This is a genomic window from Lentzea alba, assembly GCF_011067745.1.
Lineage (GTDB): Bacteria > Actinomycetota > Actinomycetes > Mycobacteriales > Pseudonocardiaceae > Lentzea > Lentzea alba.
In genome coordinates, this window is the sequence record NZ_JAAMPJ010000001.1 from 728,423 (window position 1) to 755,296 (window position 26,874).

The 26,874-nt window shown below is 67.7% G+C and carries 16 protein-coding genes, 1 tRNA gene and 1 pseudogene; 11 read left to right on the top strand and 7 right to left on the bottom strand.

Annotated features, from left to right (window positions below):
* Nucleotides 1-94 precede the first annotated feature (94 nt).
* The 3 genes from G7043_RS03530 to G7043_RS03540 all read left to right on the top strand — a co-directional run bounded on the left by G7043_RS03530 (nt 95) and on the right by G7043_RS03540 (nt 3,619).
* On the top strand, nt 95-925 hold the full coding sequence (locus tag G7043_RS03530) for a DUF3105 domain-containing protein (RefSeq protein WP_166044918.1): 831 nt from the start codon (nt 95-97) through the stop codon (nt 923-925).
* Nucleotides 925-1,614 (top strand): DUF305 domain-containing protein, encoded by a 690-nt coding sequence (locus G7043_RS03535; RefSeq protein ID WP_166043774.1) that lies wholly within the window; start codon nt 925-927, stop codon nt 1,612-1,614. The genes G7043_RS03530 and G7043_RS03535 overlap by 1 nt, the downstream gene beginning before the upstream one ends.
* Before the next feature lie 130 nt (nt 1,615-1,744).
* Nucleotides 1,745-3,619 (top strand): acyl-CoA dehydrogenase family protein, encoded by a 1,875-nt coding sequence (locus G7043_RS03540; RefSeq protein ID WP_166043776.1) that lies wholly within the window; start codon nt 1,745-1,747, stop codon nt 3,617-3,619.
* Nucleotides 3,620-3,854: 235 nt separating this feature from the next.
* On the opposite strand, the gene G7043_RS03545 is transcribed toward G7043_RS03540, so the two are convergent.
* Nucleotides 3,855-5,024, bottom strand: a complete 1,170-nt coding sequence (locus G7043_RS03545; protein WP_166043778.1) for an ROK family transcriptional regulator — start codon at nt 5,022-5,024, stop codon at nt 3,855-3,857.
* A 151-nt stretch (nt 5,025-5,175) separates the two neighbouring features.
* Here G7043_RS03545 and G7043_RS03550 point away from each other — a divergent pair, with 151 nt between their 5' ends.
* On the top strand, nt 5,176-9,408 hold the full coding sequence (locus G7043_RS03550) for a GH92 family glycosyl hydrolase (RefSeq protein ID WP_166043780.1): 4,233 nt from the start codon (nt 5,176-5,178) through the stop codon (nt 9,406-9,408).
* Nucleotides 9,409-9,667: 259 nt separating this feature from the next.
* Here G7043_RS03550 and G7043_RS03555 read toward each other — a convergent pair whose 3' ends face one another.
* Nucleotides 9,668-10,576 carry a cation diffusion facilitator family transporter gene (locus tag G7043_RS03555; protein WP_166043781.1) on the bottom strand — a complete coding sequence of 303 codons (909 nt, stop codon included), beginning with the start codon at nt 10,574-10,576 and terminating at the stop codon, nt 9,668-9,670.
* 149 nt (nt 10,577-10,725) lie between these two features.
* On the opposite strand from G7043_RS03555, the gene G7043_RS03560 reads away from it, so the two are divergent.
* Nucleotides 10,726-10,800, top strand: a tRNA-Arg gene (locus G7043_RS03560).
* An 891-nt stretch (nt 10,801-11,691) separates the two neighbouring features.
* Here G7043_RS03560 and G7043_RS48020 read toward each other — a convergent pair.
* The 3 genes and pseudogenes from G7043_RS48020 to G7043_RS03570 all read right to left on the bottom strand — a co-directional run bounded on the left by G7043_RS48020 (nt 11,692) and on the right by G7043_RS03570 (nt 17,460).
* Entirely contained in the window at nt 11,692-12,129 is a 438-nt protein-coding gene (locus tag G7043_RS48020; protein WP_242641957.1) for a proprotein convertase P-domain-containing protein, read from the bottom strand.
* Nucleotides 12,118-13,233: pseudogene (locus G7043_RS48025) on the bottom strand (S8 family serine peptidase); the annotation flags it as partial. The pseudogene G7043_RS48025 and the gene G7043_RS48020, both read right to left, overlap by 12 nt.
* Nucleotides 13,234-13,545: 312 nt before the next feature.
* Nucleotides 13,546-17,460 (bottom strand): PAS domain-containing hybrid sensor histidine kinase/response regulator, encoded by a 3,915-nt coding sequence (locus G7043_RS03570; RefSeq protein WP_166043783.1) that lies wholly within the window; start codon nt 17,458-17,460, stop codon nt 13,546-13,548.
* Between the two features lie 58 nt (nt 17,461-17,518).
* Between G7043_RS03570 and G7043_RS03575 the strand changes: the two genes are divergently transcribed.
* Nucleotides 17,519-17,881, top strand: a complete 363-nt coding sequence (locus G7043_RS03575) for an Hpt domain-containing protein (protein WP_166043785.1) — start codon at nt 17,519-17,521, stop codon at nt 17,879-17,881.
* Nucleotides 17,882-17,961: 80 nt separating this feature from the next.
* Nucleotides 17,962-19,554: an ATP-binding response regulator gene (locus G7043_RS03580; protein ID WP_166043787.1), complete on the top strand. Its 1,593-nt coding sequence runs from the start codon at nt 17,962-17,964 to the stop codon at nt 19,552-19,554.
* On the opposite strand, the gene G7043_RS03585 is transcribed toward G7043_RS03580, so the two are convergent.
* Nucleotides 19,530-22,268: a sensor domain-containing protein gene (locus G7043_RS03585; protein WP_166043789.1), complete on the bottom strand. Its 2,739-nt coding sequence runs from the start codon at nt 22,266-22,268 to the stop codon at nt 19,530-19,532. The genes G7043_RS03580 and G7043_RS03585 overlap by 25 nt on opposite strands.
* 46 nt (nt 22,269-22,314) lie before the next feature.
* On the opposite strand from G7043_RS03585, the gene G7043_RS03590 reads away from it, so the two are divergent.
* Nucleotides 22,315-22,722, top strand: coding sequence for a DUF6431 domain-containing protein (locus G7043_RS03590; RefSeq protein WP_166043791.1), 408 nt, complete (start codon nt 22,315-22,317; stop codon nt 22,720-22,722).
* Between the two features lie 40 nt (nt 22,723-22,762).
* Nucleotides 22,763-23,902 carry a beta-ketoacyl synthase N-terminal-like domain-containing protein gene (locus G7043_RS03595; RefSeq protein ID WP_242641830.1) on the top strand — a complete coding sequence of 380 codons (1,140 nt, stop codon included), beginning with the start codon at nt 22,763-22,765 and terminating at the stop codon, nt 23,900-23,902.
* A gap of 70 nt (nt 23,903-23,972) precedes the next feature.
* On the opposite strand, the gene G7043_RS03600 is transcribed toward G7043_RS03595, so the two are convergent.
* Nucleotides 23,973-24,767: a sigma-70 family RNA polymerase sigma factor gene (locus G7043_RS03600; RefSeq protein ID WP_166043795.1), complete on the bottom strand. Its 795-nt coding sequence runs from the start codon at nt 24,765-24,767 to the stop codon at nt 23,973-23,975.
* A gap of 371 nt (nt 24,768-25,138) precedes the next feature.
* Here G7043_RS03600 and G7043_RS03605 point away from each other — a divergent pair, with 371 nt between their 5' ends.
* Entirely contained in the window at nt 25,139-25,654 is a 516-nt protein-coding gene (locus G7043_RS03605) for a hypothetical protein (protein WP_207310543.1), read from the top strand.
* A gap of 22 nt (nt 25,655-25,676) precedes the next feature.
* Nucleotides 25,677-26,666 carry a hypothetical protein gene (locus tag G7043_RS03610; RefSeq protein ID WP_207310544.1) on the top strand — a complete coding sequence of 330 codons (990 nt, stop codon included), beginning with the start codon at nt 25,677-25,679 and terminating at the stop codon, nt 26,664-26,666.
* Nucleotides 26,667-26,874 lie beyond the last annotated feature (208 nt).

Here is a 26,874-nt window from a genome sequence, read left to right on the forward strand (position 1 = left end):
TTAACGCACACGTGGTATCGCCCTGCGCTGACAGTGACCAGACACGATGTCCCTACACTGGCGCCGGTTGACCAGGACGACATCTGAGGCGGACATGACCAGCGGCAAGAAGACGAAGGCCACACGCAACAGCGTGGCCGCAGCCCGTTCCTCGGTGGTGGCGAGCAAGCCCAAGCCGTGGGGCACGATCATCGCCGTGATCGCGGTGCTGGGGCTCGCGGGCGGCGTTTTCGGATATGCGTACACGCAGATCCACGCGAACAACGTCAAAGAGGCCGCCCTGGCCAAGTGGAAGCCCTCGGACACGAACAAGGACCCGTCGAAGCAGCTCGCGGGCATCGTGACCAAGGAGTACGCGGCTTCCAAGCACGTCCAGCCGACTCAGCGCGTCGCCTACGACCAGACCCCCGCCTTCGGTGGCCCGCACGACTCGACGTGGGCCGACTGCACCGGTGTCGTCTACGACAAGGCCGTGCGCACGGAGAACATGGTCCACGGCCTCGAGCACGGTGCCGTCTGGATCGCCTACAACCCCGACCAGGTCAAGGACGACGCGCTCGCGAAGCTCAAGGCCAAGGTCGAGGGCATCCCGTACATGATGATGTCGCCGTTCCCCGGCCTCGACAAGCCGATCTCGCTGCAGTCCTGGGGCCACCAGCTGAAGGTCGAGAAGGCCGACGACGAGCGCATCGACCAGTTCATCTCGTCGCTGCTGCGCAACGCGAACACCTACCCCGAGGTCGGCGCGTCCTGCGAGAACGCGCAGTTCCTGTCGAACCCGGCCCCGTTCGTGGCCGAGAAGCCGGGTGCCGACGCCGTGCCGATGGACGGTGGCACGGACGACTCGAAGACCGAGGGCCAGCAGGGCCAGGTTCCCCCCAGCACGCCTCCGTCGGGCTCCGCCTCGACGCCGCCGTCCAGCTGATGACTTCTGAGTCCGCCGAGGTCTCCGAGCGCCCCTCCGGGGTGGCTCGGACCCTCGTCATCGGTGCCGCCGTGCTCGCCGTGCTGCTGCTCGGCGCCGCGGTCGGCCTTCTGGTGAAGCTGCCCGGCTCCACGACGTCCGCGGTGCCGGCGTCCGGTTCCGCGGACATCGGCTTCTGCCAGGACATGGCCCAGCACCACCTGCAGGGCATCCAGATGGCCAACATCGCGAGGGACCGCTCGACCGATCCCGAGGTGCGCCAGCTCGCGTTCGACATCGCTTCGACCCAGCTCGAACAGGTCGGCCGCATGAAGGGCTGGCTGATGATGTGGAACGAGCACGAGCAGAACGTGTCCGGCGTCTACATGGCCTGGATGAACGACTCCGGCGTGCACGGTCACGGCGCCACCACACCGGAGGCCGGCAAGCCGCTGATGCCGGGCATGGCCGTGACCGACGAGCTGACCAAGCTGCGCACCATGCCGGGCGGGCGCGACTTCGACGTGTACTTCCTGCAGCTCATGCTCCGCCACCACACGGGCGGGGCGCCGATGGCGGAGTACGCGGCGACGCGGGCCAGCCAGCCATTCGTGCGGACGCTGGCCGACAACATGCTGAAGTCGCAGTCGGCCGAGACCGACCTGATGAAGGACTACCTGGCAGAGCGCGGAGCCGCCCCGCTGCCGTAACCACCGGTATTGCCTCCATGGGGGGCACATTCATGGACCTCAGGTCCATGAATGTGCCCCCCATGGTTTTGCAGGTGGACATCCGCCTACCGCTGAGTAACGTGGGTCACACCCCTACTCGGAGGTAACCATGACCGTCGACGAGCGCGCGGCCAGGCAGGTCGCCGAACAAGCACGGGAAACCCGCTGGCAGCGACCGAGCTTCGGCAAGGAGCTCTTCCTCGGTCACTTCCGCATCGACCTCATCCACCCGCATCCGAGTGGCACCGCCGAAGACCGCGAGCGCGGCGAGGCCTTCCTGGAGAAACTCCGCGAGTTCACCGAGTCCCAGATCGACAACACCGTGATCGAACGGGACGCCCAGATCCCCGACGACGTGCTCAAGGGCCTCAAGGACCTCGGCGCGTTCGGCATGAAGATCAAACCCGAGTACGGCGGCATCGGTCTGACCCAGGTCTACTACAACAAGGCTCTCATGCTGGTCGGCAGCGCCAGCCCCGCGATCGGCGCGATGCTGTCCGCGCACCAGTCCATCGGTGTCCCGCAGCCCATCGCGATGTTCGGCAGCCCGGAGCAGAAGCAGGAGTTCCTGCCGCGCTGCGCCAAGGGCGAGATCACCGCGTTCCTCCTCACCGAACCGGACGTGGGAAGTGACCCCGCGCGACTCGGGACCACGGCCGTGCTCGATGGTGACGACTACGTCCTCAACGGCGTGAAGCTCTGGACCACCAACGGTGTCGTGGCCGACCTTCTGGTCGTGATGGCCCAAGTGCCGGACCGGGGGATCACCGCGTTCGTCGTGGAAGCCGACGCCGAGGGCATCACCGTCGAGAACCGCAACGCGTTCATGGGCCTGCGTGGCCTGGAGAACGGCGTCACGAGGTTCCACAACGTCCGAGTGCCCAAGAAGAACGTGATCGGCAAGGAGGGCGCCGGCCTCAAGATCGCCCTGGCCACCCTGAACACCGGCCGCCTCAGCCTCCCCGCCCTCTGCGCCGGCAGCGCCAAGTGGTGCCTCAAGATCGCCCGCGAATGGTCCACCGAACGCATCCAGTGGGGCCTCCCGGTCGGCAAGCACGAGGCCATCGCCGGGAAGATCGCCTACATCGCCGCGACGGCCTACGCGCTGGAAGCCGTCCTGGACCTCAGTTCCGAGCTCGCGGACGCCGGCAGCCACGACATCCGCATCGAGGCCGCGCTGGCCAAGCTCTACGCGAGCGAGAAGGCCTGGCTGGTCGCCGACGAACTCGTCCAGGTGCGCGGCGGGCGCGGTTACGAAACAGCGGAAAGCCAGGCAGCGCGCGGAGAACGCGGCATCGCGGCCGAGCAGGTCCTGCGCGACCTCCGGATCAACCGGATCTTCGAAGGCTCGACGGAGATCATGCACCTGTTGATCGCCCGTGAAGCCGTCGACGCGCACCTGTCGGTGGCCGGCGACATCATCGACCCGGACGCCGACCGGCAGAAGAAGATGAAGGCCGCGGCGAAAGCAGGAGGGTTCTACGCCAAGTGGCTGCCGACGCTCGTGGTCGGCAAGGGGCAGAGTCCGGCCGGTTACACGGAGTTCGGGCCGCTCGCGAAGCACCTGCGGTTCGTCGAACGGTCGGCGCGCAAGCTGGCGCGGCAGACGTTCTACGCGATGTCGCGGTGGCAGGGGAAGATGGAGCGCAAGCAGCGGTTCCTCAGCCGGATCGTGGACATCGGCGCCGAGCTGTTCGCGATCAGTGCCGCCTGCGTGCGGGCCGCGCAGGACAAGAACCCGAACTCACAGGTGCTCGCGGACGCGTTCGCCAAGCAGGCGCGGATCCGGGTCGACGAGCTGTTCGAGAAGCTGTGGACGAACACCGACGACAGCGACGTGCTGCTGGCCAAGCAGGTCATGGACGGCGACTACACGTGGCTTGAGCAGGGCGTGGTCGACGCGTCCATCCCGGGGCGGTGGATCGCGGACTCGGCTCATCGCGAGTCGACGGCGACGAACGTGCACCGGCCCACGCCCCGTTAGTGGCGTGTCGCTGCTAGGCCGTTGACTGCACTGGGCAGGCTGATGGTGCGGGCGCGGCACTGCCCAGTGCACGGCCGGTAGGGGGCTACGTCCCCCGCATCCCCCTACCGACTCCCCTTGCAACGGAAGGACACAACACCCTCCAGGAGGAGGTGCCGGTAACGCTAAGCCACAAATCACCGTTCACAGATACGACATATGAGTGAATTACCAGGTGAGGTCTGCTCAACTACTCTCAGAGAGTAACTTCGAAGACCAATTCACGGGCCGCGTCCAGGCCCATCGCGAGGGCTCCGGAGAGCACCGCGCCGTCACCCAGCGCGCCGGCCACGATCGGTGGAGCCAGCGGGGTCATCGTCCGCAGCGCGGCCTCCAAAGGCGACAGCAGCAGGTCCACGTTCGACCCGACGCCGCCACCCAGCACGACCAGTTCAGGATCGACCACCGCGGACACCGCGGCCACCAGGAACGCGAGCCGTTCCGCCTCCACCCGCACGACTTCGAGTGCTTGTGCGCCACCGGATCGCGCTGCCGTGAACACCTCACGAGCCGAACGCGCCGGCAGTCCGCGCTCACGAGCCAGCGCCACCACGGACTCCGCCGCGGCAGCGTCCTCGAACTGTCCACGTTGGACGTCCGTTGTGGACCTGCCGAACGGCAGGAAGCCGACCTCGCCCGCCGCCCCGTGCGCGCCGCGGAACAACACGCCGTCCACGACGATCCCCATGCCCACACCGGTTCCGACCGTCGCGCACACGAACACGCGTGCGTCGCGAGCCGCCCCGTAGACGTGCTCCCCCAACGCCGCCAGGTTGGCGTCGTTCTCCACGACCACGACCGGCCCGAGCGACGTCTCCAGCCCGTCCAGCACGCCGGCGGACTCCCAGCCCGGCAGGTTCGGCGCGTGCCGCACGACCCGTGAGCGCTGGTCGATGACACCGGGACTGCCGATCACCTTCACCACGACGTCGGCCAGAGCGAGCCCCGCGTCCGCCGCGGTGCGCGACGCCAGCTCGGTGACCGTGCGCACCAGCGTGGGGGCCGACCGGGCGCGGTTGCGCTCGTCCACGCGGGCCACCACCGACCCGCCCAGATCGGCGACGGCCGCCCGGATCCGTTCGCGGCCGATGTCGACGCCCAGCACGTATCCCGCGGCCGGGTTCGGTTCGTAGACCACGGCGGAACGGCCCGGACCCGACGTCGTACGGCCGATCGGACGTACCAGCGCGTGGCGTTCGAGATCGAGGAGAGCCTGTCCGACCGTCGGCTTGGACAACCCGGTGTCCTTGGCGATCTGCGGCCGCGTGGCGGCACCCAGACGGCGCAACCGATCCAGTACAGCGCGTTGGTTGAGCACGCGCATGCCCGCTGGTGTACCCACCTCTGGCGGCTTGCGGTCGGTCACCGATCGAGTCTAGGTCTTGACCAATGGTCCACGCGCGCGACTGTTGATAGGACAGGTTCGAAGACAGTTTCCGTTCGATCCCTTGACAACGATGTCAGCTGCCGAAACGCTCCCACGCGAACGGGGCAGGTCAGGCGGCGGAAGGGTTGCAATGAGGCAACTGGGGCAAAGACGAACCAGGACTCTGTTGAGCGTTGCGATCACTGCGACACTGGTGTGCGGCGTCACCAACGGCCACGCGGCCGCCGCACCAGAGGAGTCAGGCGTGGGCTTTTCGTCGTCCTTTGAGGACGGTCAACCGCAACCGTCGTGGGCGAACACGGTCGAGACCGATGCAGCCGGCAAACCGAAGTCGGCGGGCGTGACGGGTTCGAACGGCACGGACATCCCCGGCAACGTGTCCGAGAAGGTGCTCGAGGTCCAGGCCAACGGCGAGTACGAGGAATCCAACGAGGTGAAGGAAAACCTCGTCGACGGCAGCATCAACACCAAGTGGCTGGTCTTCGCCACCACCGGCTGGGCGACGTTCCGGTTCCCCCAGCCGCAGATGATCAGGAAGTACTCGCTCACGTCGGCCAACGACGAGCCGGGACGCGACCCGAAGAACTGGACCCTGCAGGGCTCCGCCAACGGCACGGACTGGACCGTGCTCGACACCCGCACCGGTGAGACGTTCGCCGAGCGCCTGCACACCAAGATCTACGACATCGCGGCGCCGCAGGAGTACGCGCACTACAAGCTGGACATCACGCTCAACAACGGCTCCACCAACATCGTGCAGCTGGCCGAAGTGCAGCTCTCCGACGGATCCGACAACCCTCCGCCGCCGAACATGCGCAGCGCCCCCGGCAAGGGCCCGACGACCGGCTACACGTCGAAGTCCCGCGTCGGCTGGACGGGCGTGCGGGCGTTCCGGGCACAGGGCCGGCACCTCGCGGAGGGCCGGGGCTACAGCTACAACAAGGTGTTCGACGTCGACATCCCCGTCAAGCCGAACACCGAGCTGTCGTACCTGATCTTCCCGGACTTCGTGACCGACAACCTGAACTACCCGAGCACGTACTCGTCGGTGGACCTGGCGTTCTCCGACGGGACGTATCTGAGCGACCTCAAGGCGGTCGACCAGCACGGCGCGGTGCTGTCGCCACAGGGCCAGGGCGCGGGCAAGTTCCTGTACGCCAACCAGTGGAACAAGGTGGCGTCCACGATCGGCACGGTCGCGGCCGGCAAGACGATCAAGCGGATCCTCGTCGCCTACGACGGCCCCAAGGGCCCGACGGAGTTCGGTGCCTGGTACGACGACATCAAGATCGGCGATGTCGTGCACAAGCAGTACGCGAAGCCGTCGGACTACGTGCTGACCACGCGCGGCACGAACTCGAACGGCACGTTCTCCCGGGGCAACAACTTCCCGGCGACCGCGGTGCCGCACGGCTTCAACTTCTGGACGCCGATGACCAACGCGGGCTCGGCGAGCTGGCTGTACGAGTACCAGCAGCGCAACAACGCGCAGAACCTCCCGACGCTGCAGGCGTTCACCGCGTCGCACGAGCCGAGCCCGTGGATGGGTGACCGGCAGACGTTCCAGGTGATGCCGTCGGACAAGGCCCCGACGCAGGACCGCGCGCTGCGGGCGCTGCCGTTCAAGCACGACAACGAGATCGCGAAGGCGCACTACTACGGCGTGACCTTCGAGAACGGCTTGAAGACCGAGATCGCGCCGACCGACCACGCGGCGGCCTTCCGGTTCACGTTCACCGACGGCGCGCAGAAGAACCTGGTGTTCGACAACGTCAACAACTCCGGCGGCCTCACGCTGGACGCGGCGAACGGTGTCGTCACGGGCTTCTCGGACGTGCGGATCGGGTCCGCGGGCACGACCCGGTTGTTCGTCTACGGCAAGGTCGACAAGCCGGTGACGGCGAGCGGCAAGCTCTCCGGCTTCGGCCGCGACAACGTCGGCGGCTACTTCTCGTTCGGTGACAAGACCGTCGAGCTGCGGATCGCCACCTCGTTGATCTCGGTCGACCAGGCGAAGTCGAACCTGGACCAGGAGATCAAGCCCTCGGACTCCTTCGACGCCGTGCGCGACCGCGCGCAGGCCGCGTGGGACAAGATCCTCGGCATCATCTCCGTGGAGGGCGCCTCCGAGGACCAGCTGATCACGCTGTACTCCAACATGTACCGGCTCTACCTGTACCCGAACTCGGGTTACGAGAAGGTCGGCGACAAGCTGCGGTACGCGTCCCCGGTGTCGCCGGCGGTCGGTGAGAACACGCCGACGAAGACCGGCGCGAAGATCGTGGACGGCAAGATCTACGTCAACAACGGCTTCTGGGACACCTACCGCACCACCTGGCCCGCCTACAGCCTCTTCACCCCGTCCAAGGCGGGCGAGATGGCCGACGGCTTCGTCGAGCAGTACCGGGAGGGCGGCTGGGTGTCGCGCTGGTCCTCCCCCGGTTACGCGGACCTGATGACCGGCACGAGCTCCGACGTGGCGTTCGCGGACGCGTATTTGAAGGGCGTCAACAACTTCGACATCAAGGCCGCCTACGACGCGGCGGTGAAGAACGCGTCCGTGCTGCCGCCGAACAGCGCGGTCGGCCGCAAGGGCATGGACCGGTCGATCTTCCTCGGCTGGACCGGCCACGACCAGATGGAACACGAGGCGTGGTCGTGGGCGATCGAGGGTTACCTCAACGACTTCGGCATCGCGTCGATGGCGAAGTCGCTGCACGAGAAGACTGGTGAGAAGCGGTACCTGGAAGAGCACGAGTACTTCCTCAACCGCGCCCAGAACTACGTGCTGACGTTCGACCAGCGGATCGGCTTCTTCCAGGGCCGCAACACCGACGGCTCGTGGCGCGTCGAGGACCCGGCGAAGTACAACCCGCAGGACTGGCGCTACGACTACACCGAGACGAACGGCTGGAACATGGCGTTCACGGTGCCGCACGACGGACAGGGCCTCGCGAACCTGTACGGCGGGCGGGACAAGCTGGCCGCCAAGCTCGACTCGTTCTTCACGACGCCGGAGACCGCGAAGTTCCCCGGCGGCTACGGCGGCGTGATCCACGAGATGGTCGAGGCGCGGGACGTGCGGATGGGCCAGTACGGCCACTCCAACCAGCCGTCGCACCACATCGCCTACATGTACAACTACGCGGGCAAGCCCTCGGGCACCCAGGAGAAGGTGCGCGAGATCCTGTCGCGCCTGTACGTGGGCTCGGAGCAGGGCCAGGGCTACGCCGGTGACGAGGACAACGGCGAGATGTCCGCGTGGTTCCTGTTCTCGTCGCTGGGCTTCTACCCGCTGCAGATGGGCAAGCCGGCCTACGCGATCGGTTCGCCGCTGTTCAAGAAGGCGACGGTGTCGCTGGAGAACGGCAAGAAGCTCGTCATCAACGCACCGAAGAACAGCGCGAAGAACATCTACGTGCAGGGCGTGAAGGTCAACGGCAAGACGTGGAACAAGACGTCGCTGCCGCACGACGTGCTCGCGGCCGGTGCCACGATCGACTTCGACATGGGCCCCCAGCCGTCGGCGTGGGGCACGGGCGTGAACGACGTGCCGGACTCGATCACCAAGGGCGACGCGGTTCCGACGCCGCTGCGTGATGTCTCGGCCGGGGTAGGTGTCGGTGCGCTCGTGGACAACAACTCCACGACGTCCGCTGTGGTTCGTTCGTTCGACTTCAAGGCGGCGGACGCCAAGGAGAAGGCGGAGTTCTACACGCTGACCAACGCGAAGACGGGCAAGTCCCCGTCGTCGTGGGAGCTGAAGGCCTCCTACGACGGCAAGACGTGGGCGACCGTCGACAAGCGCTCCGGTGAGAACTTCCAGTGGCAGCAGTACACCCGGTCGTTCAAGATCGCCTCGCCGGGCCGCTACAACTTCTACCGGGTGGAGTTCTCGGAGGACGTCGCGCTGGCGGAGTTCGAGCTGCTGTCGAAGCCGCTGCCGGCGCCCACCACCACCGTGACGGGCACGGTCAACGGCCCGCTGCAGGTGAAGGGCGTGACCTATGTGGACGGTGCCACTATCAACGGTCCGGTGACCGTCGCCCGCGGCGCGACGCTGTACGTCTTCGGCGGCGAGATCAAGGGCCCGCTCTCCGCGGCGGACGCGGCCTCCGTGGTGCTCGTGGGCACGCGCGTGGGCGGCCCGGTGACGGTCCACGGTTCGTCGACGGAAGCCGCCGTGGAGAACACCTCGGTCGGTGGCCCTGTGTCACTGACGTCGAACAAGACCAGGTCCGTCGTGGCCTTCTCGACCGTCGGCGGCCCGCTGTCCTGCACGGGCAACAACCCGGAGCCGTCGAACAACGGCTTCGCGAACGACGTGAAGGGGCCGAAGGCAGGACAGTGCACTGCTCTGTAGTGACCAACTGATCTCGTACACACCGGAAAGGCCGCGTTCCGTCACGGAGCGCGGCCTTTCTCATTCACCTGAAAGGATCTATCCCCTTCAGACATACTTCGATGAGATCTTGGCATTCATCTGCGGTGACTGGGAGGCTGTTGTGGTGCCGTTCGAGCGAGGCCGCGTCTGGGCCGCCGTGCCACCACCCCGCAAACCAGTTGTTCCGTCACGGACCGGCGCCCCGTCCACCAAGGACGTCATCCGCGACCTGCCCGCCTCACCACGAAAGCTCCCGGCACCGCTGCGCTGACGAGCCACCCTCGACCTGCAGCGTCGCGTGCTCGATGTGGTACTTGCCGGCCAGCAACGACTGCGCGGCCTTGAGCACGCTCTCATGATCGGCGTCCTCAGCCGTCGCGAGGTGCGCCGAAGCCACCTCCATCCCGCTCGTGAGCGTCCACACGTGCAGGTCGTGCGCCTCCGTGACACCGGGAAGTTCGGTGAGAGCCTTCTGGATCTCGGTGACGTCAAGGCGTTCCGGCGCGTGCTGGAACAGGATGTGCAACGCGTTCTTGGCCAGCCCGTACGTCCGCGGCAGCACCCACACACCGATCAGCACACCCATGATCGGGTCCGCGTACTTCCAACCCGTGGTGATCGTGACCAGCGCGGAGATCAGCACACCCACCGACCCGATGAGGTCAGCGAGCACCTCCAGGTACGCACCCTTGACGTTGATGCTGTCCTTGGCGCCTTCCTTGAGCACGCCGAAGCTGACGAGGTTCGCCACCAACCCCAAGCTCGCCGCGATCAGCACCGGCCACCCGGGCACCTGCGGCGGGTCCTGAAACCGCCCGACCGCCTCGTAGATCACGTACCCGGCAACCCCGAACAACAACACCGCGTTGGCGAGCGCCGCCAGCACCTCGGCCCGGTAAAACCCGAACGTGCGGTTCTTGCCGGCCTTGGCTCGTTTGGCCACGAGGATCGCGGCCAGCGCCATCCCGATACCGAGCACGTCGGTGAGCATGTGCGCGGCATCGGAGATCAGGGCCAGCGAGGACGTCGCGAACCCCACGACGAACTCGACCACCATGAAGACCGCGCCGATCCCGAACGCGATCCACAGCTTGCCGGCGTGCTTCCCGCTCGCAGACACCGTTCCGTGCCCATGCCCGTGGCCCATGTCCAGCAACATATAGCGACATGCGCATGAGTGCAATCGGCGGCATTCCCGACCAGGCGCGGAGGTGACGGACACCACCTTCGGCCGTCCTGCCGGGGTCCGTGTCAAACGAGGCGCGAACGTGCGCTAGGATCTTCCACGTAGCTACGGCCCCCGTAGCTCAGGGGATAGAGCACCGCCCTCCGGAGGCGGGTGCGCAGGTTCGAATCCTGCCGGGGGCACCACGCAGGCCTGCTCACCACGAGCAGAGCGTTGCTTCGGAAGGGCCGCGACCGCCTCGGTCGCGGCCCTTTCTGCTGCTCCGACCGTGTCTCCGGTCAGGGTGATTCGACATGGCAGTCCTCGTTTCGCAGTCGTAGTGGATCTCTAGCCGAAGCGCCTCGAACAGTGGGCGAACCTGATCCTCGAAGGCCGCACAGCAATCACCGCTGCCGCGTCCTCGTCTCAGACGAGCACGATCATGACGCCGGCGAGCCCTCACCGACATCCAGCGGACGATGCCACCCGCTGCTGCCTGAGCAGTTCATCCACATGTCCAGTCCCCCACCACCGACCATGACCCGAGTTCAACCGAAAGGCTGACGTTCGCGACGTTGGGCTTGACGTGCCACAGGGTATTCAGCGGTTGTGTGGATCGCGCTGTTCACTCCGCTGCTTCTCATGGCGTTCGCGTTGGCCATGGAAGGCGTTGAACGCCCCATTCACCAGGCAGGACGTCCAAACAGGCCGACCGCCGCCAGCCGTACCGATCATGAGCGCCGCCGGGTGGCGACTGGAACCGCGGCGAGGAACTCCCGTTGAGGTACCGCATCCCAGGCGATCAGGGCACTGGTCTGGAACCACGCCGTGTAGTTGGGCGTTTAGTTGGGCGTTCGTCGTTGTCGTCAAGGTTCCCGGTGGCGCCCGGCGCTGGTGATGATCTCGGCGTTGATCACACGCGGATGTCCTGGTGCGAATGATCCTGTGCCACAACGACTTCACGGGTGGTGACAGGTGGTGCACGCAACGGAGTTGTTCGCAGAGCAATGATCCTGGCCGACTGTTCTGGCAGGAACTCCGTTGTCCGTTTCAGCGCCTTGGCAGCCAGACCAACGCTTAGCCACACGGCATCGGGGCTAGAAGGTGAGTTGCCAGGAGTCGATGTAGCCGGCGTCCTTGGCGCGGTACGTGTCCTGCACTTTCAGTTTCCAGACTCCAGCGGCGGCCTCGGCGGACGCGTTGACGGTGTAGGTGGCGGCGAGGTTGTCGGTGGAGTCGACGAGGCTCGCGTTGCGCAGCCGGTAGACGGTGGCGTCCGGGGCGATGACGTCGAGTTCCAGGTCACCGCGGGCGGTGTGCTTGATGTCCACGCCCACCTTCAGGGTCGCGGGCGCGTTGCCGTTCACGGTGGCGACGGTGATCGGGCTCTGCGCGGTGCCGGTACCGGGGATGGGGACGTCAGTTGCTGTGCTGAACACCTTCGGCACAGCGGCCGTGAGTCCGGTGTACAGCAGGCGGTTCGGGGAACCGGTCGTGGCGTTGGTGACGTGGTTGGTGGTGGCGTTGGCCGTCATCGACGCCTGCACCTGTGCCGGTGTGGCGGCGGGGTTGGTGGTGAGGTGCAGGGCGGCGGCGCCGGCGACGTGCGGGGTGGCCATGGAGGTGCCGCTCATGGCGCCGGCCGAGGTGTTGGAGGCGTAGGTGGCGGAGGTGATGGACACGCCGGGGGCGAACAGGTCGACGCAGGTGCCGTAGTTGGAGAAGGAGGCCTTGGTGTCGGTCTTGTCCACCGCACCCACGGTGATCGCCTCGCCCACACGGGCCGGGGACACGGTGCAGGCGTCCTGCGCCACACCCTGCGCGTTGCCGTTACCCGCCGCGACGGCATAGGTCAGACCGGAGGCGATGGAGGTGCGGACGGCCTGGTCGATCGCGGAGTTCGCGCCACCACCCAGGCTGAGGTTGACCACGGCGGGCCGGACGACGTTCTGGGTGACCCAGTTGATGCCGTTCACGATCTGCTCACTGGTCCCCGAGCCCTGGCAGTTCAGGACTCACACGGCGACGAGTTTGACCTGCTTGGCCATGCCGTAGGTGGTGCCGCCGACGGTGCCCGCGACGTGGGTGCCGTGGCCCTGGCAGTCCTGCCCGTTGCGGCCGTCGCCGATCGCGTCGAACCCGACCCGGGCCCGCCCGCCGAACTCGGCGTGGCCGGTGCGGATACCGGTGTCGAGGATGTAGGCGGTGACGTTGCTGGCGGTGGCGGGATAGGTGTATTTGGTGTCCAGGGGCAGGGTGCGCTGGTCGGTGCGGTCCAGGCCCCAGGTCGCGCTGGTCTGGGTGTCACTGAGCTCCATCTCGACGACGGGCTCGACGTAGGCGACACGGGCGTCGGCGGCCAGCTGTATCGCCTTGTTCTCGGGTATCTCCACCGAAAACCCCTTGAGCGCGGCCGACCAGACGTGGCGTACCTCCCCGCCGTACAAAGTGGTGAGCGCCGACGCGACGAGCGTCGGCACGGCCACGAGGTCAGGTAGCACCACGATGTACAGGTCCTTCACGGGTTTCCCCTGCACCGGCCGGATCGTGTCCTGCGCGGAGGCACCAGCGACGCCGACGGCTCCGGCGAGTGTGACCAGTACGGCGGCGAGCGTCCAGCCGCGACGGCATGCGCGCATTGTTGATCTCCCCTGCGGTATCGGGCTCCCTGTCGAAGGGCTTGATCGGCGGATACCCCTGACGCCGGCACGTTCGGTTGCAGTACAGGTGCAACTCGGTTGCAAGGGTGGGTGCACGCTGTTCGCATCGGTCTACATAGGACATCTACGACAATCACCCGGAGTTGCAAGGTTTGCAGCACGGCTGCCCCGCCACCGCAGCCAGACCGCGCGCGAGGCCCATCCGCCCAACCGCAGCGTTCCGCGGAACACGGCGCAGACGGTGCGAGCGGCGTGGCCGTTCCGGTCATCTTCCGTTCCGGGCCGTCATCATCAAGCTCTGGTGCCGACGCACCACTCGTCGAGGGCGCGCTGCAGCTTGCTGGTGTCGATGGGTTTGGTCAGGTAATCGTCCATGCCCGCGGCCAGACAGCGCTGGCGGTCCTCGGCTAGTGCGTGTGCTGTCATGGCGATGATCGGAATGCGCCTGCCGCCCCCCTCGCGCCTGCGCAGCTCGGCAGTGGCTGTGTAGCCGTCCATTCTGGGCATCTGACAGTCCATCAGGATCGCCACGTACGGCTTGGTGCCCGCCAGTTCGAGGACCTCGTGTCCGTCCTGGGCCACGTCCACCTGGTAGCCCATCCTGGTGAGGGTTTCCACGGCGACCATCTGGTTGATCTCGTTGTCCTCGGCCAGCAGGATCCGGCCGCGGCTCACGGTGGTGATCGTCTCCACCGAGCCTCGCGGAGGCGGGGGCGACGCGTCCGGGGTGACGATCTCGAGCAGGCAGTTGTAGAGCTGCGACGGACCGATCGGTTTCGGCAGGATGGCCGCCGCGCCCGCGTTCTCGGCGTGCCGGTCGTCGTGGTACGAGCCCGAGGTCAGCAGGACGACCTGGACGGGCGGGATGTTCGCGTCAGCGGCGATGGCGTGGATCAGGCCGACGCCGTCCAGGTTCGGCATGTGCTGGTCTACGACGGCCAGCTCGAACGGACGGCTGGCGCGTGCCGCCTCGCGCAGATGTTCCAGGCCGGCGAGACCGTCGGACACCGCGGTCGGGTTCATGCCCCACGCCTTGGCGTGCCTGCTGATCAGGTGCAGGTTGGTCGGGTTGTCATCGACGACGAGCAGCCGGTTGCCGGTCATGTGGTTGCGCAGCGGGACGCGAGTGTGCTTGGCCAGCGGGTTTTCTTGGGGCGCGAACTCGACCGTGAACCAGAAACGACTGCCCTGCTTGAGCTGGCTGGTCATTTCCAGGGTGCCGCCCATCAGTTCCACGAGCTGCCGGGTGATCGTCAGACCGAGACCTGTGCCCCCGTACCTGCGGGTACTGGCGGCGTCGGCCTGGGAGAACGGTTCGGTCAGGCGAGCCAGGTCCTCCGGGGCGATGCCGATGCCGGTGTCGAGGACGGTGAAGGTGACCTGGCAGCTGTCGTCTGCCAGCGGTTCCGCACGCAGCAGCACGCTGCCCTCTTCGGTGAACTTGACGGCGTTGCCCAGGAGATTGAGCAATGCCTGGCGCAGCCGGCCGTCGTCGCCTCGGAGTGCGGTGGGCAGGTTCGGCGGGTAGTCGCAGACGACTTCGACGTGCTTGTCGCGGGCGGCTTGGGCTACCGCCTGGACGACCTCCTCGAGGACCTCGTCCAGCTCGAAGTCGGTTTCAACCAATTTGAGCTTGCCCGCTTCGATCTTGGAGAAGTCCAGGATGTCGTTGATGATCGACAGCAGTGCCCTGCCGGAGGTGTGGATCGCCTCGACGTAGCGTCGCTGAGTGGACGCCAGCGGGGTGTCCAGCAGGAGGTCGGCCAGGCCGATGACGCCGTTCATCGGCGTTCGGATCTCGTGGCTGACCATGGCGACGAACTGCGACTTGAGCTCCGCGGCGGCCACCGCCTTGTCGCGGGCGTCGGCGAGCTTCTGTTCGGCCTCACGACGTTCGCTGATGTCGCGGATCGCCGCCGAGACCATCGTGCCCTGTTCGGTGTCCAGTGGTGCGAGGCTGATCTCCACCGGGATCTGGCTGCCGTCACGGCGCAGGCCGGCAAGTTCGATGCCGGTGCCCATCCGGCGGTGGCGGGGGTCCTTGAGGTAGCGCTGCCGGTGACCGACGTGCGTCTCCCGCAACCGGGCCGGGATCAGCAGTTCGATCGACTGGCCGACCAGGTCCTCACGGCCATAACCGAAAAGGCGCTCTGTCTGTTCGTTGACAAGAGCGATCGTGCCGTGCTCGTCGACGATCAGCATCGCATCGGGCGCGGCGAGGACGAGTTGCCGGAACCGTTGTTCGGCCTTGATGCGCTCGGTGACGTCACGGGCTATGGACGACACGCCGACGATCTTGCCGGTGCTGTCGCGAATCGGCGACACGCTCACCTCCACGTGCACCCGGCTGCCGTCCTTGCGGACTCGCACGGTGTCGTGCAGCCGGATCGACTGTTCGCCGTCGGTGTGCTGGAGCCGCGCGAGCTCCTCTCGTTCGTTGACGGGCACGATCAGCTCGATGGACCGGCCGATGGTTTCCTCGGCGGTGTAGCCGTACTGACGTTCAGCGGCAGGGTTCCAGCTGGTGATGACGCCGTCGAGGGTCTGGCCGATGATGGCGTCGTCGGTGCCGTTGACGATGGCGGCCAGGCGTGCGCCCGCGTCGTCGGCCGCACGCTGTGCCGTGGTGTCGCGGGCCACGGCGTAGACGAGTCCCTCACCCTCGATGGGGACCGCGTTCCAGCTGAGCCATCGGTAGGAGCCGTCGCGGCAGCGATACCGGTTCTCGAACATCACCGTGTTCTGGCTCAACGCGATCTGCCGGACGCTTTCGGCCATCGTCCTCGCCACGTCATCGGGATGGATGAAGTCGAGGTACGGCCTGCTCATCAGTTCCTCGACGGTGTAGCCGAGTGCGCGTTCCCAGGCGGGGTTGAGGTGCTTGAAGTAGCCATCGGTGCCCGCGATGCACAGCAGGTCCGTCGAGATGTCGAAGAAGTGGTCGAGTCGCTCAGCGGCCCGTCGCCGCTCAGCCTCGGCCTCGTTGCGCGCGGTGAGATCCCGATAGCTGCTCACGACCAGCCGGATCCCCTCCCCATCGCGCACCTTCGCGGTGGTCACCTGAACGGCGATCTCACTCCCGTCGTGGCGGCACAGGAGTACGTCTTCCTCCACGTCATCCGCGGCAGGTGCGCCGGAGCTGAGCGGCAGCCACGGGTACGGCGGTTCGACACCGACTGCTTTCTCCTTGGGATGTCCGGTGATCTCGCACCAGCGGGGGTTGACTTCCAGCACCCTCCCGCTGGGATCGGCGATGAGCACGCCTTCGCGCAGTGACCGCAGCACCGTGCGGTTGAAGTCCCGTTCCCCGCGCAGCTCGGCGAGCAGTTTCCGCTGCGTCCGAGCCGCTCTGTCCAAATCGGACCCCGCGCGCAGGAACACCACGTACAGGATCAGGACCGTCGCAGCGGTGGACACCGTGATGACCGCGTTCCGGGAGTCGGCGTCCTTGCTGCCCACCGCGTTCAGCAGCAAGCCGAACAGCACGAGCAGCGCGGTAATCGCCAACCTCAACTGGCGCAACACCTCTCCGCTCTCCGCACCGCCGAGGTACACCCTGGCCGTCGTCCGGTTCGGACGGCAGGCCAGCAGGCCGACGGACAGGGCGATGTGGCTCACCGCCGTGCTGAACGACATCTGACCGATTCGCGAGTCACCAGAGAGGTACACCAGGCCATAGGCGTGGCCGAGCAGCGCGACGACGGCCACCAGAGCACCGGCCGGCGCCAGGACGGCGGCCGGCCGGTGGCCACGCCTGCCGTCGATGTCCAGCAACGCCAAGGCGAGACCGGTCAGCACGAACGCGATCGCGGTGTGCGGTGACGGACGTCCGGGGAAGTCGGTGACCGCCCACTGCGCCACCCGGTCGGGGAACAGCAGCGTGTCGACACCGAGGTGCAGCCCGGTCTGGTACTCGGCCAGCACCAGCGCCCCGACCAGCGTCACGAGCAGGCCCAGTGCCTGCCCCGTGCGTCGCCGTGCCGTGCCCGTCGTCTCGGGCGCGATCAACCACAACGCGATCCCCGAGAGCGCGAGCATCAGCGCCACGACAGGCCTCATCGGAGAGGCGCCGGGAACGATCGACGCCAGCATCCGCAGGCCCGTGGCATGCCCGAGCAACGCGATGCCGTTGATCACGACAACGATCACGACGGTCGCCCGGACGACGCGCGGTGAACGGAGCGACACCCTTGCCGAGTACTCCATGCGGCGTAATGTAGATGCGAAAAGTTGCAAAACCGCTGCCCCGCAAGGGTGAATCGACATGGCTATTTCGGACCAGGATCTGCAGACGGCGATCGCCGAACGGCTCGCCCAACTCCGGTTCGGCCGCCCCGCCGAACCAGGCGACCTCGCCGCGCGCGTGCTCAGCGCGTTCCACACCGCGGGGCCCCGCCACATCGACGCCATCGCGGCGGCCGTCGCCGCCGGTGACAGCCAGACGGCCAGGGAGCAGGCACACGACCTGACCAGTCTCGCGGGTCACGTCGGCGCCATCGACGTGGTGAACGCCTGCGGCGAGCTCAGCCTGCGGCTCAAGGCCGGCGACCTCGCGGGCGCCGCGGCGGTGGTCACCGATCTGCGCATCGGTTACGAGCGCGCCAGCCGCGCCACCGCGGGGATGTAGCGCTCCGTACAAGATCGAGTTGCACGCCGACCCGGCGTTCATACGGTGTGGGAAACCTCGACGCACCAGGAGATGAGCGCATGGCGACTGTCCTGATCGTCGACGACCTCCCGATCAACCTCGACCTGATGCGCACACTGCTCACGCACCACGGGCACCGGGTGCTGGAGGCCGGCGACGGTGTGGAAGCGCTGGATCGGATCGCCGACGAGATTCCCGACCTCGTGGTGACCGACGTGATGATGCCGCGGATGGACGGCTACCAGCTCGTGCGTGAGCTGCGGGCCAAACCGGAGACGGCCGGAGTTCCGGTGATCTTCGCGACGGCCAACTACCTGGACCACGAGGCAGCTCCGCTCGCACTCGGGTACGGCGTCCGCCACGTCCTGACCAAGACCGACGACCCCGGCAAGCTGCTCGACGTCATCAACGCCGAACTGGGCGGCGAGCGGACCTGCACACCGGTCCCGATCGACGAGGGCCTGACGCGCGAGCACCTGCGCATCGTCAACACCAAGCTGGTCGAGAAGGTCCGCGAGACGCAGCGCAGCGAACAACAGTTCCGGTTGATGGCCGAGTCGGCCCCGGTGGGGATTCTCCTCGTCGACGCGGAAGGACAGGCGGTCAACGTCAACAACCGGCTCGCCACGATCCTCGGCCGCCCGGCGGATCAGCTGACCAGCCTCGCCTGGCAGGACGCCATGGGTCTGCGTGGTGACGGCGAACTCGCGGAGGTGCTCGCGGGCAGGCAGGACGGGCTGATCCGCAACCAGTGGCAGGTCAAGCGTCCCGGCAACGACCGATGGCTCGACATCAGCCTGCACAACGCCTACGACGAACACGGACGGATGCTTCAATGCGTGGGGGTCGTCGACGACATCACGGAGAAGACCCGGGCGGAGCAACGCCAGCGCGAACTCGACCACCGGCTGCGGGTGGCCGAGCGGCTCGAGAGCCTCGGTCAGCTCGCCGCCGGCGTAGCGCACGACTTCAACAACATCCTGACGTCCATCCTCGGGCACGCGAGCATCGCCCAGGAGACGGCCGAGGCGGGAGCGGACAACGGCGCCGTGGACGCCGCGGTCGCCGAATCACTGCGGAAATGCCTTGACGGCGTGATTCGGGCGGGCACCAGAGCCACTCGCCTCATCTCGCAGCTGCTGGCGTTCGGCCAGCCCGACATCGCCCGTCCAGAGCCGGTGGACGTGAACGCGTTCCTCGCCGAGATCGAGACGCTGCTCGAGCCACTGCTCAGCTCGATGATCGAGATCGTCGAAGACCAGGACCCGGGTCTGTGGCGGATCTTCGTCGACAGCAGCCAGCTGGGGCAGATCGTGCTCAACCTCGCGGTGAACTCACGGGACGCGATGCCCACCGGCGGCACCCTCGTCCTGCGCACCCGCAACCACGTCGTCGACGCGGACACCGGCCCGCTCGCGCCGGGCCGCTACGTCCAGCTCACCATGGCGGACTCCGGACACGGCATTCCCGCGGACGTGCTCGAGCACGTGCTCGATCCGTTCTTCACCACCAAGCCGGTCGGGCAGGGCACCGGGCTCGGGCTGGCCACGGTGTACAGCATCGTTCGCAAGTACGGCGGCGAACTGGTCATCTCCTCGACCGTCGGCGTGGGCACGACGATCGACGTCTACCTGCCCGCCGTGGACGGTTGACCGATCGGCAGGCGGTCCGGCGAGGTGGGCTTGCCGATGCGGAAACCCTGCACCTGATCGCAGTCCAGCCGGCGCAGCACGTCGAGCTGGCAGGCGTTCTCCACGCCTTCGGCCACGACGGTGAGGTTCACCGCGTGCGCCATCATCACGATGCTGCGGACGATCGCCTCCGCCTCACGACACTCGCCCAGCGCCGAGACGAAGGACCTGTCGATCTTCACCTGGTCGAGCGGCAGCTTGCGAAGCTGGGCGAGCGACGAGTAGCCGGTGCCGAAGTCGTCGATGGCGAGCCGCACTCCCAGGTCACGCAGCGCGCTCACCGTGCGGGCGGCGACCGCCGGATCCTTCATCAACGCGTTCTCGGTGATCTCGAGCCAGAGCGTGTTGGGGGCGATGCCGGTCGTACGCAGCGTGTCCCGCACGGCGGCCACCAGCCGGGGGTCGTCGAGCTGGCGTGGCGACAGGTTCACCGCCAGGTGGCAGTCCTGCCCGACCCGTGAGCGCACGAGGGGCGCTTGCCCGATCGTCGTGCGCAGCACGTAGTCACCGATCGGGTTGATCAGATCGCTCTCCTCGGCCAGTGGGATGAACTCGGCCGGTGAGATCGCCCCGTGGATCGGGTGAGTCCAGCGCAACAGCGCCTCGACGCACACCACCCGGCCGCTCCTGAGGTCGGCGATCGGCTGGTAAACGACCGAGAGCTGCTCGTTCGCCGCGGCATCGCGCAGGTCCTGTTCGAGCAGGAGGCGGCGCTGCATCTTTTCGCGGAGGTCGACGTCGAAGAACACGTGCCGGCCTCGCCCCTCGGACTTCGCCTCGTACATCGCCAGGTCGGAGTCGCGCAGCAGGTCCTCACCACTGCGTGGATCCTCTGGATGAGCGGTGGAGATGCCGATGCTCGCGTCGAGGTGGAGCTGCCGCCCGTCGACGTGGAGTGGGGCGGCAACGGCGTTGCGCACGTGCTCGGCGAGCCTGCCGAGGTCGCGATGAGACATACCGCGGGCGACGAGCACGAACTCGTCGCCGCCGAGCCTGCCGACGAGGTCGCTGCCGCGGACGCACCTGCGCAGCCGCTCGCCGACGATCCTGAGCACCTTGTCGCCGACGGTGTGCCCGAGCGAGTCGTTGATGACCTTGAACTTGTCGAGGTCGACGAACAGCACCGACATCGTGCCCGCTCGCGACGTCAGGTGCCGGATGACCAGCGTCCGGTTGGCGAGCCCCGTCAACGCGTCGTGCGTGGCGTCGTGCTCCAGCCGGGCGGCGATCGACCTCCGCTCGGTGATGTCGGTGAACGAGACCACCACGGTGGCCGGGTACGTGTTCACCTGGTTGAGCGGACGACAGCTCACCGACAGCCAGATGTCCCGGCCGTCGGGCCTACGCAGGCGGACGACGCGCCCGTTCTCGGGCAGTCCCGTCCGCCGGGTCCGCACACACGGGTACTCCGAGCCGCGCAGCCGGGCTCCCTTCTCGTCGAAGAGCGGGCACTCGGTCGTGGGTGAGCCGACGATGCGTTCCTCGCGGATGCCGAGGAGGCGTTCCGCCGCCGGGTTGGCAGACTCGACCAGGCCGGTCGAGCCCACCACGAGGACTCCTTCCTCCAACGAGGCGACCACCGTCGTGAAGTGCTGTTCCGCCCGGCGGCGCGCGGTCTCGTCCGCACACACCAGCACGTAGCCGGTGTCCATCTCGGCGGCTGACACCCTGATGACGAGGGTGGCCCCGTCGGAACGCCGGTGCACCGCTCGGGTCATGCCACCCTCACGCACGATTGCGGCGGGATCGAGCCTCGCACCGACCAGGTCGGCGACCGGCTCGCCGACGGCGTCGGCCGCCGCCCGGCCGTACACGGTCTCGGCGGCGGGGTTCCACGTCGTCACGACGCCCTCTGCGGTGGTCGCGATGATCGCGTCGCTGACGTGCGCGACGAGCGCCGCCTGGTAGTGCAGGGTGGCCGCCGCGGCTTTCTGCGCGGTCACGTCGCGCAGGATCACCTGGAAGGCGGGCCTGCCTTCCCACGTCGTCCGCACGGACACGACCTCGACGTCGACCGTGCCCCCGTCGAACCGAAGGATGCCGGCCTCGGCGGGCTCGGAGGCCGCGCCCGGTGTGGACAGTGCGCTGATCCGGCGCATCATCTCCGGCACCGAGGCCGGATGGACGAAGTCGGTGATCGGGTGGCCGACGATCTCGTCGGCCGAACGCGCGCCGAGGAAGCGGATCCCCGCAGGATTGGTGTAGGTCAGCACGCCCGCCTCGTGCACCACGATCGCGTCGGGGCTGAGCTCGACGAGCAGCCGGTAGCGGTCGGCGAGATCGGCGAGCGCCTGCCGGTCCACGTGCCGCTTCGTCACGTCGGTGGCGACGCCCGTCAGGCTCTTCGCCGTGGCGTCGCCGGACACGCAGGCCCGCAGCTGGATCCACTTCGTGGTGCCGTCCGGCAGCACGTGCGGTTGTTCGAGGGCGAAGTCCTGCCACACCGCGGCGGTGCGGGCGGCGACGACCAACGGTTCGAGGAGGGCCACCAGCCGGGGACGAATCTCGGCGTCCGTCTCGTGCGGTGTCCCGAGCAGATTGGCCATACCGGACATCCACGTGGCGCAGTTCGTCGTGAGGTCGAACCACCACATGACCGCGGCATCCGCGGACGGCGCCAGATCGACGACGCCCTCGCCGAGCTTCGCTCCCTCGTCCAGCTTCGCTGTGTCCATACCGCTCTCAACGGCAGGCCGGGGACGAACCTGACGAGAATTGGGCATGCAGGTGGTGAGCGGGACGAATTCCGCGCTGGAGGAGTCGCTGCGGGCCGGACGGCTCAGCTGCCCGGCGTGCCGGGGAGCGTTGCGGCCGTGGGGCACCGCACGCGAACGCGTGGTGCGGTTGCGGGGGGTCGCGGATCGGAAGGTCCGCCCGCGCAGGGCCAGATGCGCCGGCTGCCGCCGCACTCACGTGCTGCTGCCCGATTGGATGCTGCCGCGGCGGGCGTACGCGGCGCCCGTTGTCCGGGAAGCGGTCACCGCACACGTCGGCGGTAAGGGCTATCGGCGGGTCGCGCTGAGCCTCGGACTGCCCGAGACCACGGTGCGGGACTGGCTGCGCGCGTTCCGCCGCAACACGAGTCCGCCCCATGTCACCGCGTGGTTGTCGTCAGGTCTGCGCAACTGAGTCCGCTCTGACGGGCATGACCCCGAGGAAAGGACCGGACATGATCGGCATCTGTGGCATCGGCGTGGTCAGCGGGTACGGCTGGGGCCGTGCGCCGCTGTGGGACGGCCTGGTGAGCGGCAAACCCGCCGCCCACCTGGTCAGCGGATACGGACCGGGTGACGCGTGGGTGGCGCTCGTACCGGATGGCGGCGCTCCCGAGGACGGGCCGAGCCGGTTCGTCCGGGCGATGCGGGCCGCCGCACGCGAGGCGATCGTGGACGCCGGCCAGCACGGCTGGATCCCTGGTCGCCGGGTCGGCCTGTTGCACGCGGTGGTGCTGGGCGAAGTGGATCTCTGGCGGGACTTCTACCTCGCCCGCGACCGGCACGTACCGGTGCGGGAGTTCCTCGCCCTCATGCCGTCCACGCCGATGTCGACCCTCATGAAGGAGTACGGCTTCCACGGCCCGGCGATGAACGTGTCCGCGATGTGCGCCTCCGGCAACGCCGCGCTGATCACGGCGAAGTCGTGGCTCGACGCCGGCGTGGTGGACGACGTGGTGCTGGTGGCCACCGACCTCTCCGCCACGCCGGAGAACGTGAGCCACTTCGTGCGGCTCGGCGTCGCGGTCACCGACACCGACCCGCTGGACGGATGCCGTCCTTTCCAGGAGGGCAGTCGCGGCTTCACCGTCGGCGAGGCGTCGGTCGCGATGGTGCTGTCGAGCCACGCGTCCGCGCCGTACCTGCACCTGCTGGGTGGCGCGATGTCACACGACGCACACCACGTCACGTCGATCGATCCCGGGCTGACGCAGGTGATGACCTGCTTCCGGGACGCGCTCGCCAACTCGGGCGTCGACGCCAACTCGGTGCGCTACCTGAACGCGCACGGGCCCGGCACCGCGCAGTGCGACCGTGCTGAGTCGGCCGTGGCGGAAACGCTCTTCACGCCGCACACCGAGATCTACTCGGTCAAGCCACTCACCGCGCACTGTCAGGGCGCTGCTTCGGCGATCGAGGTGGCCGCCGCCGCCCTGGGGACCGAACGGGGCATCGTGCCCGCACCTCCGACAGTGGCGGCAGCCCACCCGCAACTGCTCGACGGTCCCACTCCCCTGTCGGACGGCATCACGGTGAAGTCGTCGCTCGGCATGGGCGGCCACAACTCCGTCGTGGTCCTGGCGCCGCCGTGCTGACCCAGCCCGGCCTGCCGAAACAGGTTGCCGTCATGACCACCCCCGCCGCGAGGGTGGCCATGACGGCGGCTCAGGCGGCGAGACGACTGCGGAGCGTGCCACGGGTGGCCACCTCCGCGAAGTACGCCTCGCGTTTGCGCGCGGCCCTGCCGGACGGCGCCTCGGTCACCAGATCACGGTCGAGCTGCGCGTTGACCCCGTCACGGAGCAGCACGAGTGCCTCGGCTCGGATGTGCGACACCCGTGACTCGCCGACACCCAGTTCCGCCGCGATCTCGGCCATCGAGCGCTCCTGGAGGAAGTACCTGACGATGACGGTGCGCAGGCTGCTGGGAAGAGCATCGATCGCGTCCCGCAGATAGCCGAGTCGTTCACGCAGCAGCAGCACGTCCTCGGGACCGGGAGCCCGCTCGCGGACGAGCAGGTCCGCGGTCTCCGGAGTGATGCCCTGGAGGCTGATCGTCGCCGCCCGCCGCACGTCGTTGTGCCACGCCGCCACCTCGCGCTCGGACACTCCGAGCGCCTGTCCGAGCTCGGCCGGGGTCGGGGTGCGGTTGAGCGCCGCCACCAGGCCGTCCTCGACGGCCTGGAGCTCCCGCGCCCTGGCTCGCACCGAGCGACTCGCCCAGTCGAGGCCGCGGAGGTGGTCGATCAGCGCGCCGCGAACCCGGACGCACGCGACCTGCGCGAACGCTGCTGTACCCCGGTAGGTCCTGGCACACGCGACCAAGGCGGTCAGCCCGGCCGACAGGAGGTCCTCCCGGTCGACGTACGCGGGCAGCCTGCGAGCCAGCTGCCGAACCTCACGGTCCACCAGGGCGAGGTGACCTCGCACAAGTGCCTCGACTTCGCTGATCGGTGCCATGTCGGAAGTCTTCGACCGACCGGTGAGCACAGCGGTTTCCGCTCGGGTGCAGAACGGTTGCAGGCGTCATGACGCGCCGGCACGACATGACCGTCCCTGCACCATGACGATCATCCCTCAAATGCGGGATTCACCATTCGAAAAAAGGCACAACCACTGCTCATTACGCGTGTTTTCGAGGGATTCTTTTCATGCGATCAGGTCAATTTTTCGCCTGGTGCGCGTTTGGGGTGAGAAGTAGCATCCCAAATCAGGCCGGCCGACCTGTTGCAGGCAGCCGGAGGCCCTCGTGCAGCTCGTACGACAATGAGAGGCTAGCCATGCAAACCGGTACCGGTTTTGGAATTCGAACTACATTCGGCGCATTGGTCGTGGCGGCAGCCATGGTGATGATCAGCTCCGGGTCGGCCGGCGCCGTCGACGACACCACCTCGACGACCTTCACCGTCTCATCGGGCACGCTGACGATCAATGCGCCCGCGGCGGCAGCGCTCGGTACAGGGGCGCTGGGAGCCACGATCACGGCGGAACTGGGAGACGTGGTCGTCACCGACGCGCGTGCACTGGTGGCTGCCAGCTGGACGGCCACCGTCGCCTCCGGCGACTACACCACCGGCGGCGGGACAGCCAGTGAGACGATCGCCAACGACCTCGTGGAGTACTGGTCAGGACCCGTGGTCTCGTCGACAGGCACCGGCACGACGTTCGTGCCCGGACAGGCCACGGAGGAGGACGCGGTGGCCCTGGACGTGTCCCAGCCGGCGGTCGCTCTCACCGCGGGAGTCGGAATCAACTCCGCGACCTGGACTCCGACGTTGGCCGTCAACGTCCCGCCGAACGCGATCGCCGGCGGATACACCGGAACGGTGACGCATTCGGTGGTGTGACCGGGCTGCTCGGCTGCTCGTGGTGCTGGTGGTCGCCGTGCTCGTGCAGAGTGCGGCGACCACCGGGTGTTGGTCCGCCACACCGGCCGGGACGCCCGGCGACGGGATCGGTATCAAGCTGCTCGACGCCCCGACCAACAGGCGGGACGACCCCAGGGCCAAGACGTACATCGTCGACTTCCTCCCTCCCGGCTCCGTGATCAGAAGAAGGGTGGAGATCCGGAACACCACGGACGAGGCGAAGTCCGTCGAGGTCTATGCGGGCGCTGCCGACATCCAGGACGCCAAGTTCACCGTCGGCGACAATCGCGCGCACAACGAGTTGTCTTCCTGGGTTTCTTTCGACCGCACGCAGGTCGACCTGTCCGCCCACGGCACGACCACGGTGCTGGCGACGATCACCGTTCCCGCGCAGGCGACAGGTGGCGAGCAGTACGCCGCCATCTGGGCGCAGGTCGCCGCACCGCCGAGCGGCCCCGGGACAGTGCGCATGGTCAACAGGGTGGGCGTCCGGATCTACCTCAGCGTCGGCCCCGGCGGCGAACCCCGGTCGGACTTCGAGATCGAGAGCCTGACCCCGGCGCGCACCGCCGACGGACGACCAGAGGTCCTCGCGCAGGTGCACAACACCGGCGGGCGTGCGGTGGACGTCAGCGGTTCGCTGGTGCTCTCGGACGGGCCAGGAGGGCTGCGCGCGGGCCCGTTCCCGGTGTCCGTCGGCAAGACGATCGAGCCGGGAGGCACGGCACAGGTGTCGGTCCTGCTCGACCGGAGTCTGCCGGACGGCCCCTGGAAGACGGAGCTGAGTCTGACGAGCGGCCTGATCAACCGGACCGCGACCGCTGTGATCACCTTTCCCAGTTCGCCCGGTGTCGGCGAGCCGGTCGTGCCGCAGTTGCCCTATTCGACCGTGCTGCTGGCGGGGCTGCTCGCGGCGGCGTGCACGGCATTGCTCTGGATCGGCATTCGTTCCTGGCGGCGCCGACGTGAGCGTGCTCGCCTTGACCAGTAATCCGGCAGGAAAGCGCTGCGGCTGTTCCCGGACCGTTCTGATTACGGCAAAAAATAGAAGATCACACCTTTTGGTGGTTGGCGTGACGGGGCAAAGCACGGTGGGCGTGCGGGACCGAATACTGACCTCGGTTGCGTGGGCGGAGCGCGGGCGTCAAGGGTCGCCCGTCGTTTCCTGACGAGTTGGGGTGATGGTGTTGAAGCGGCGG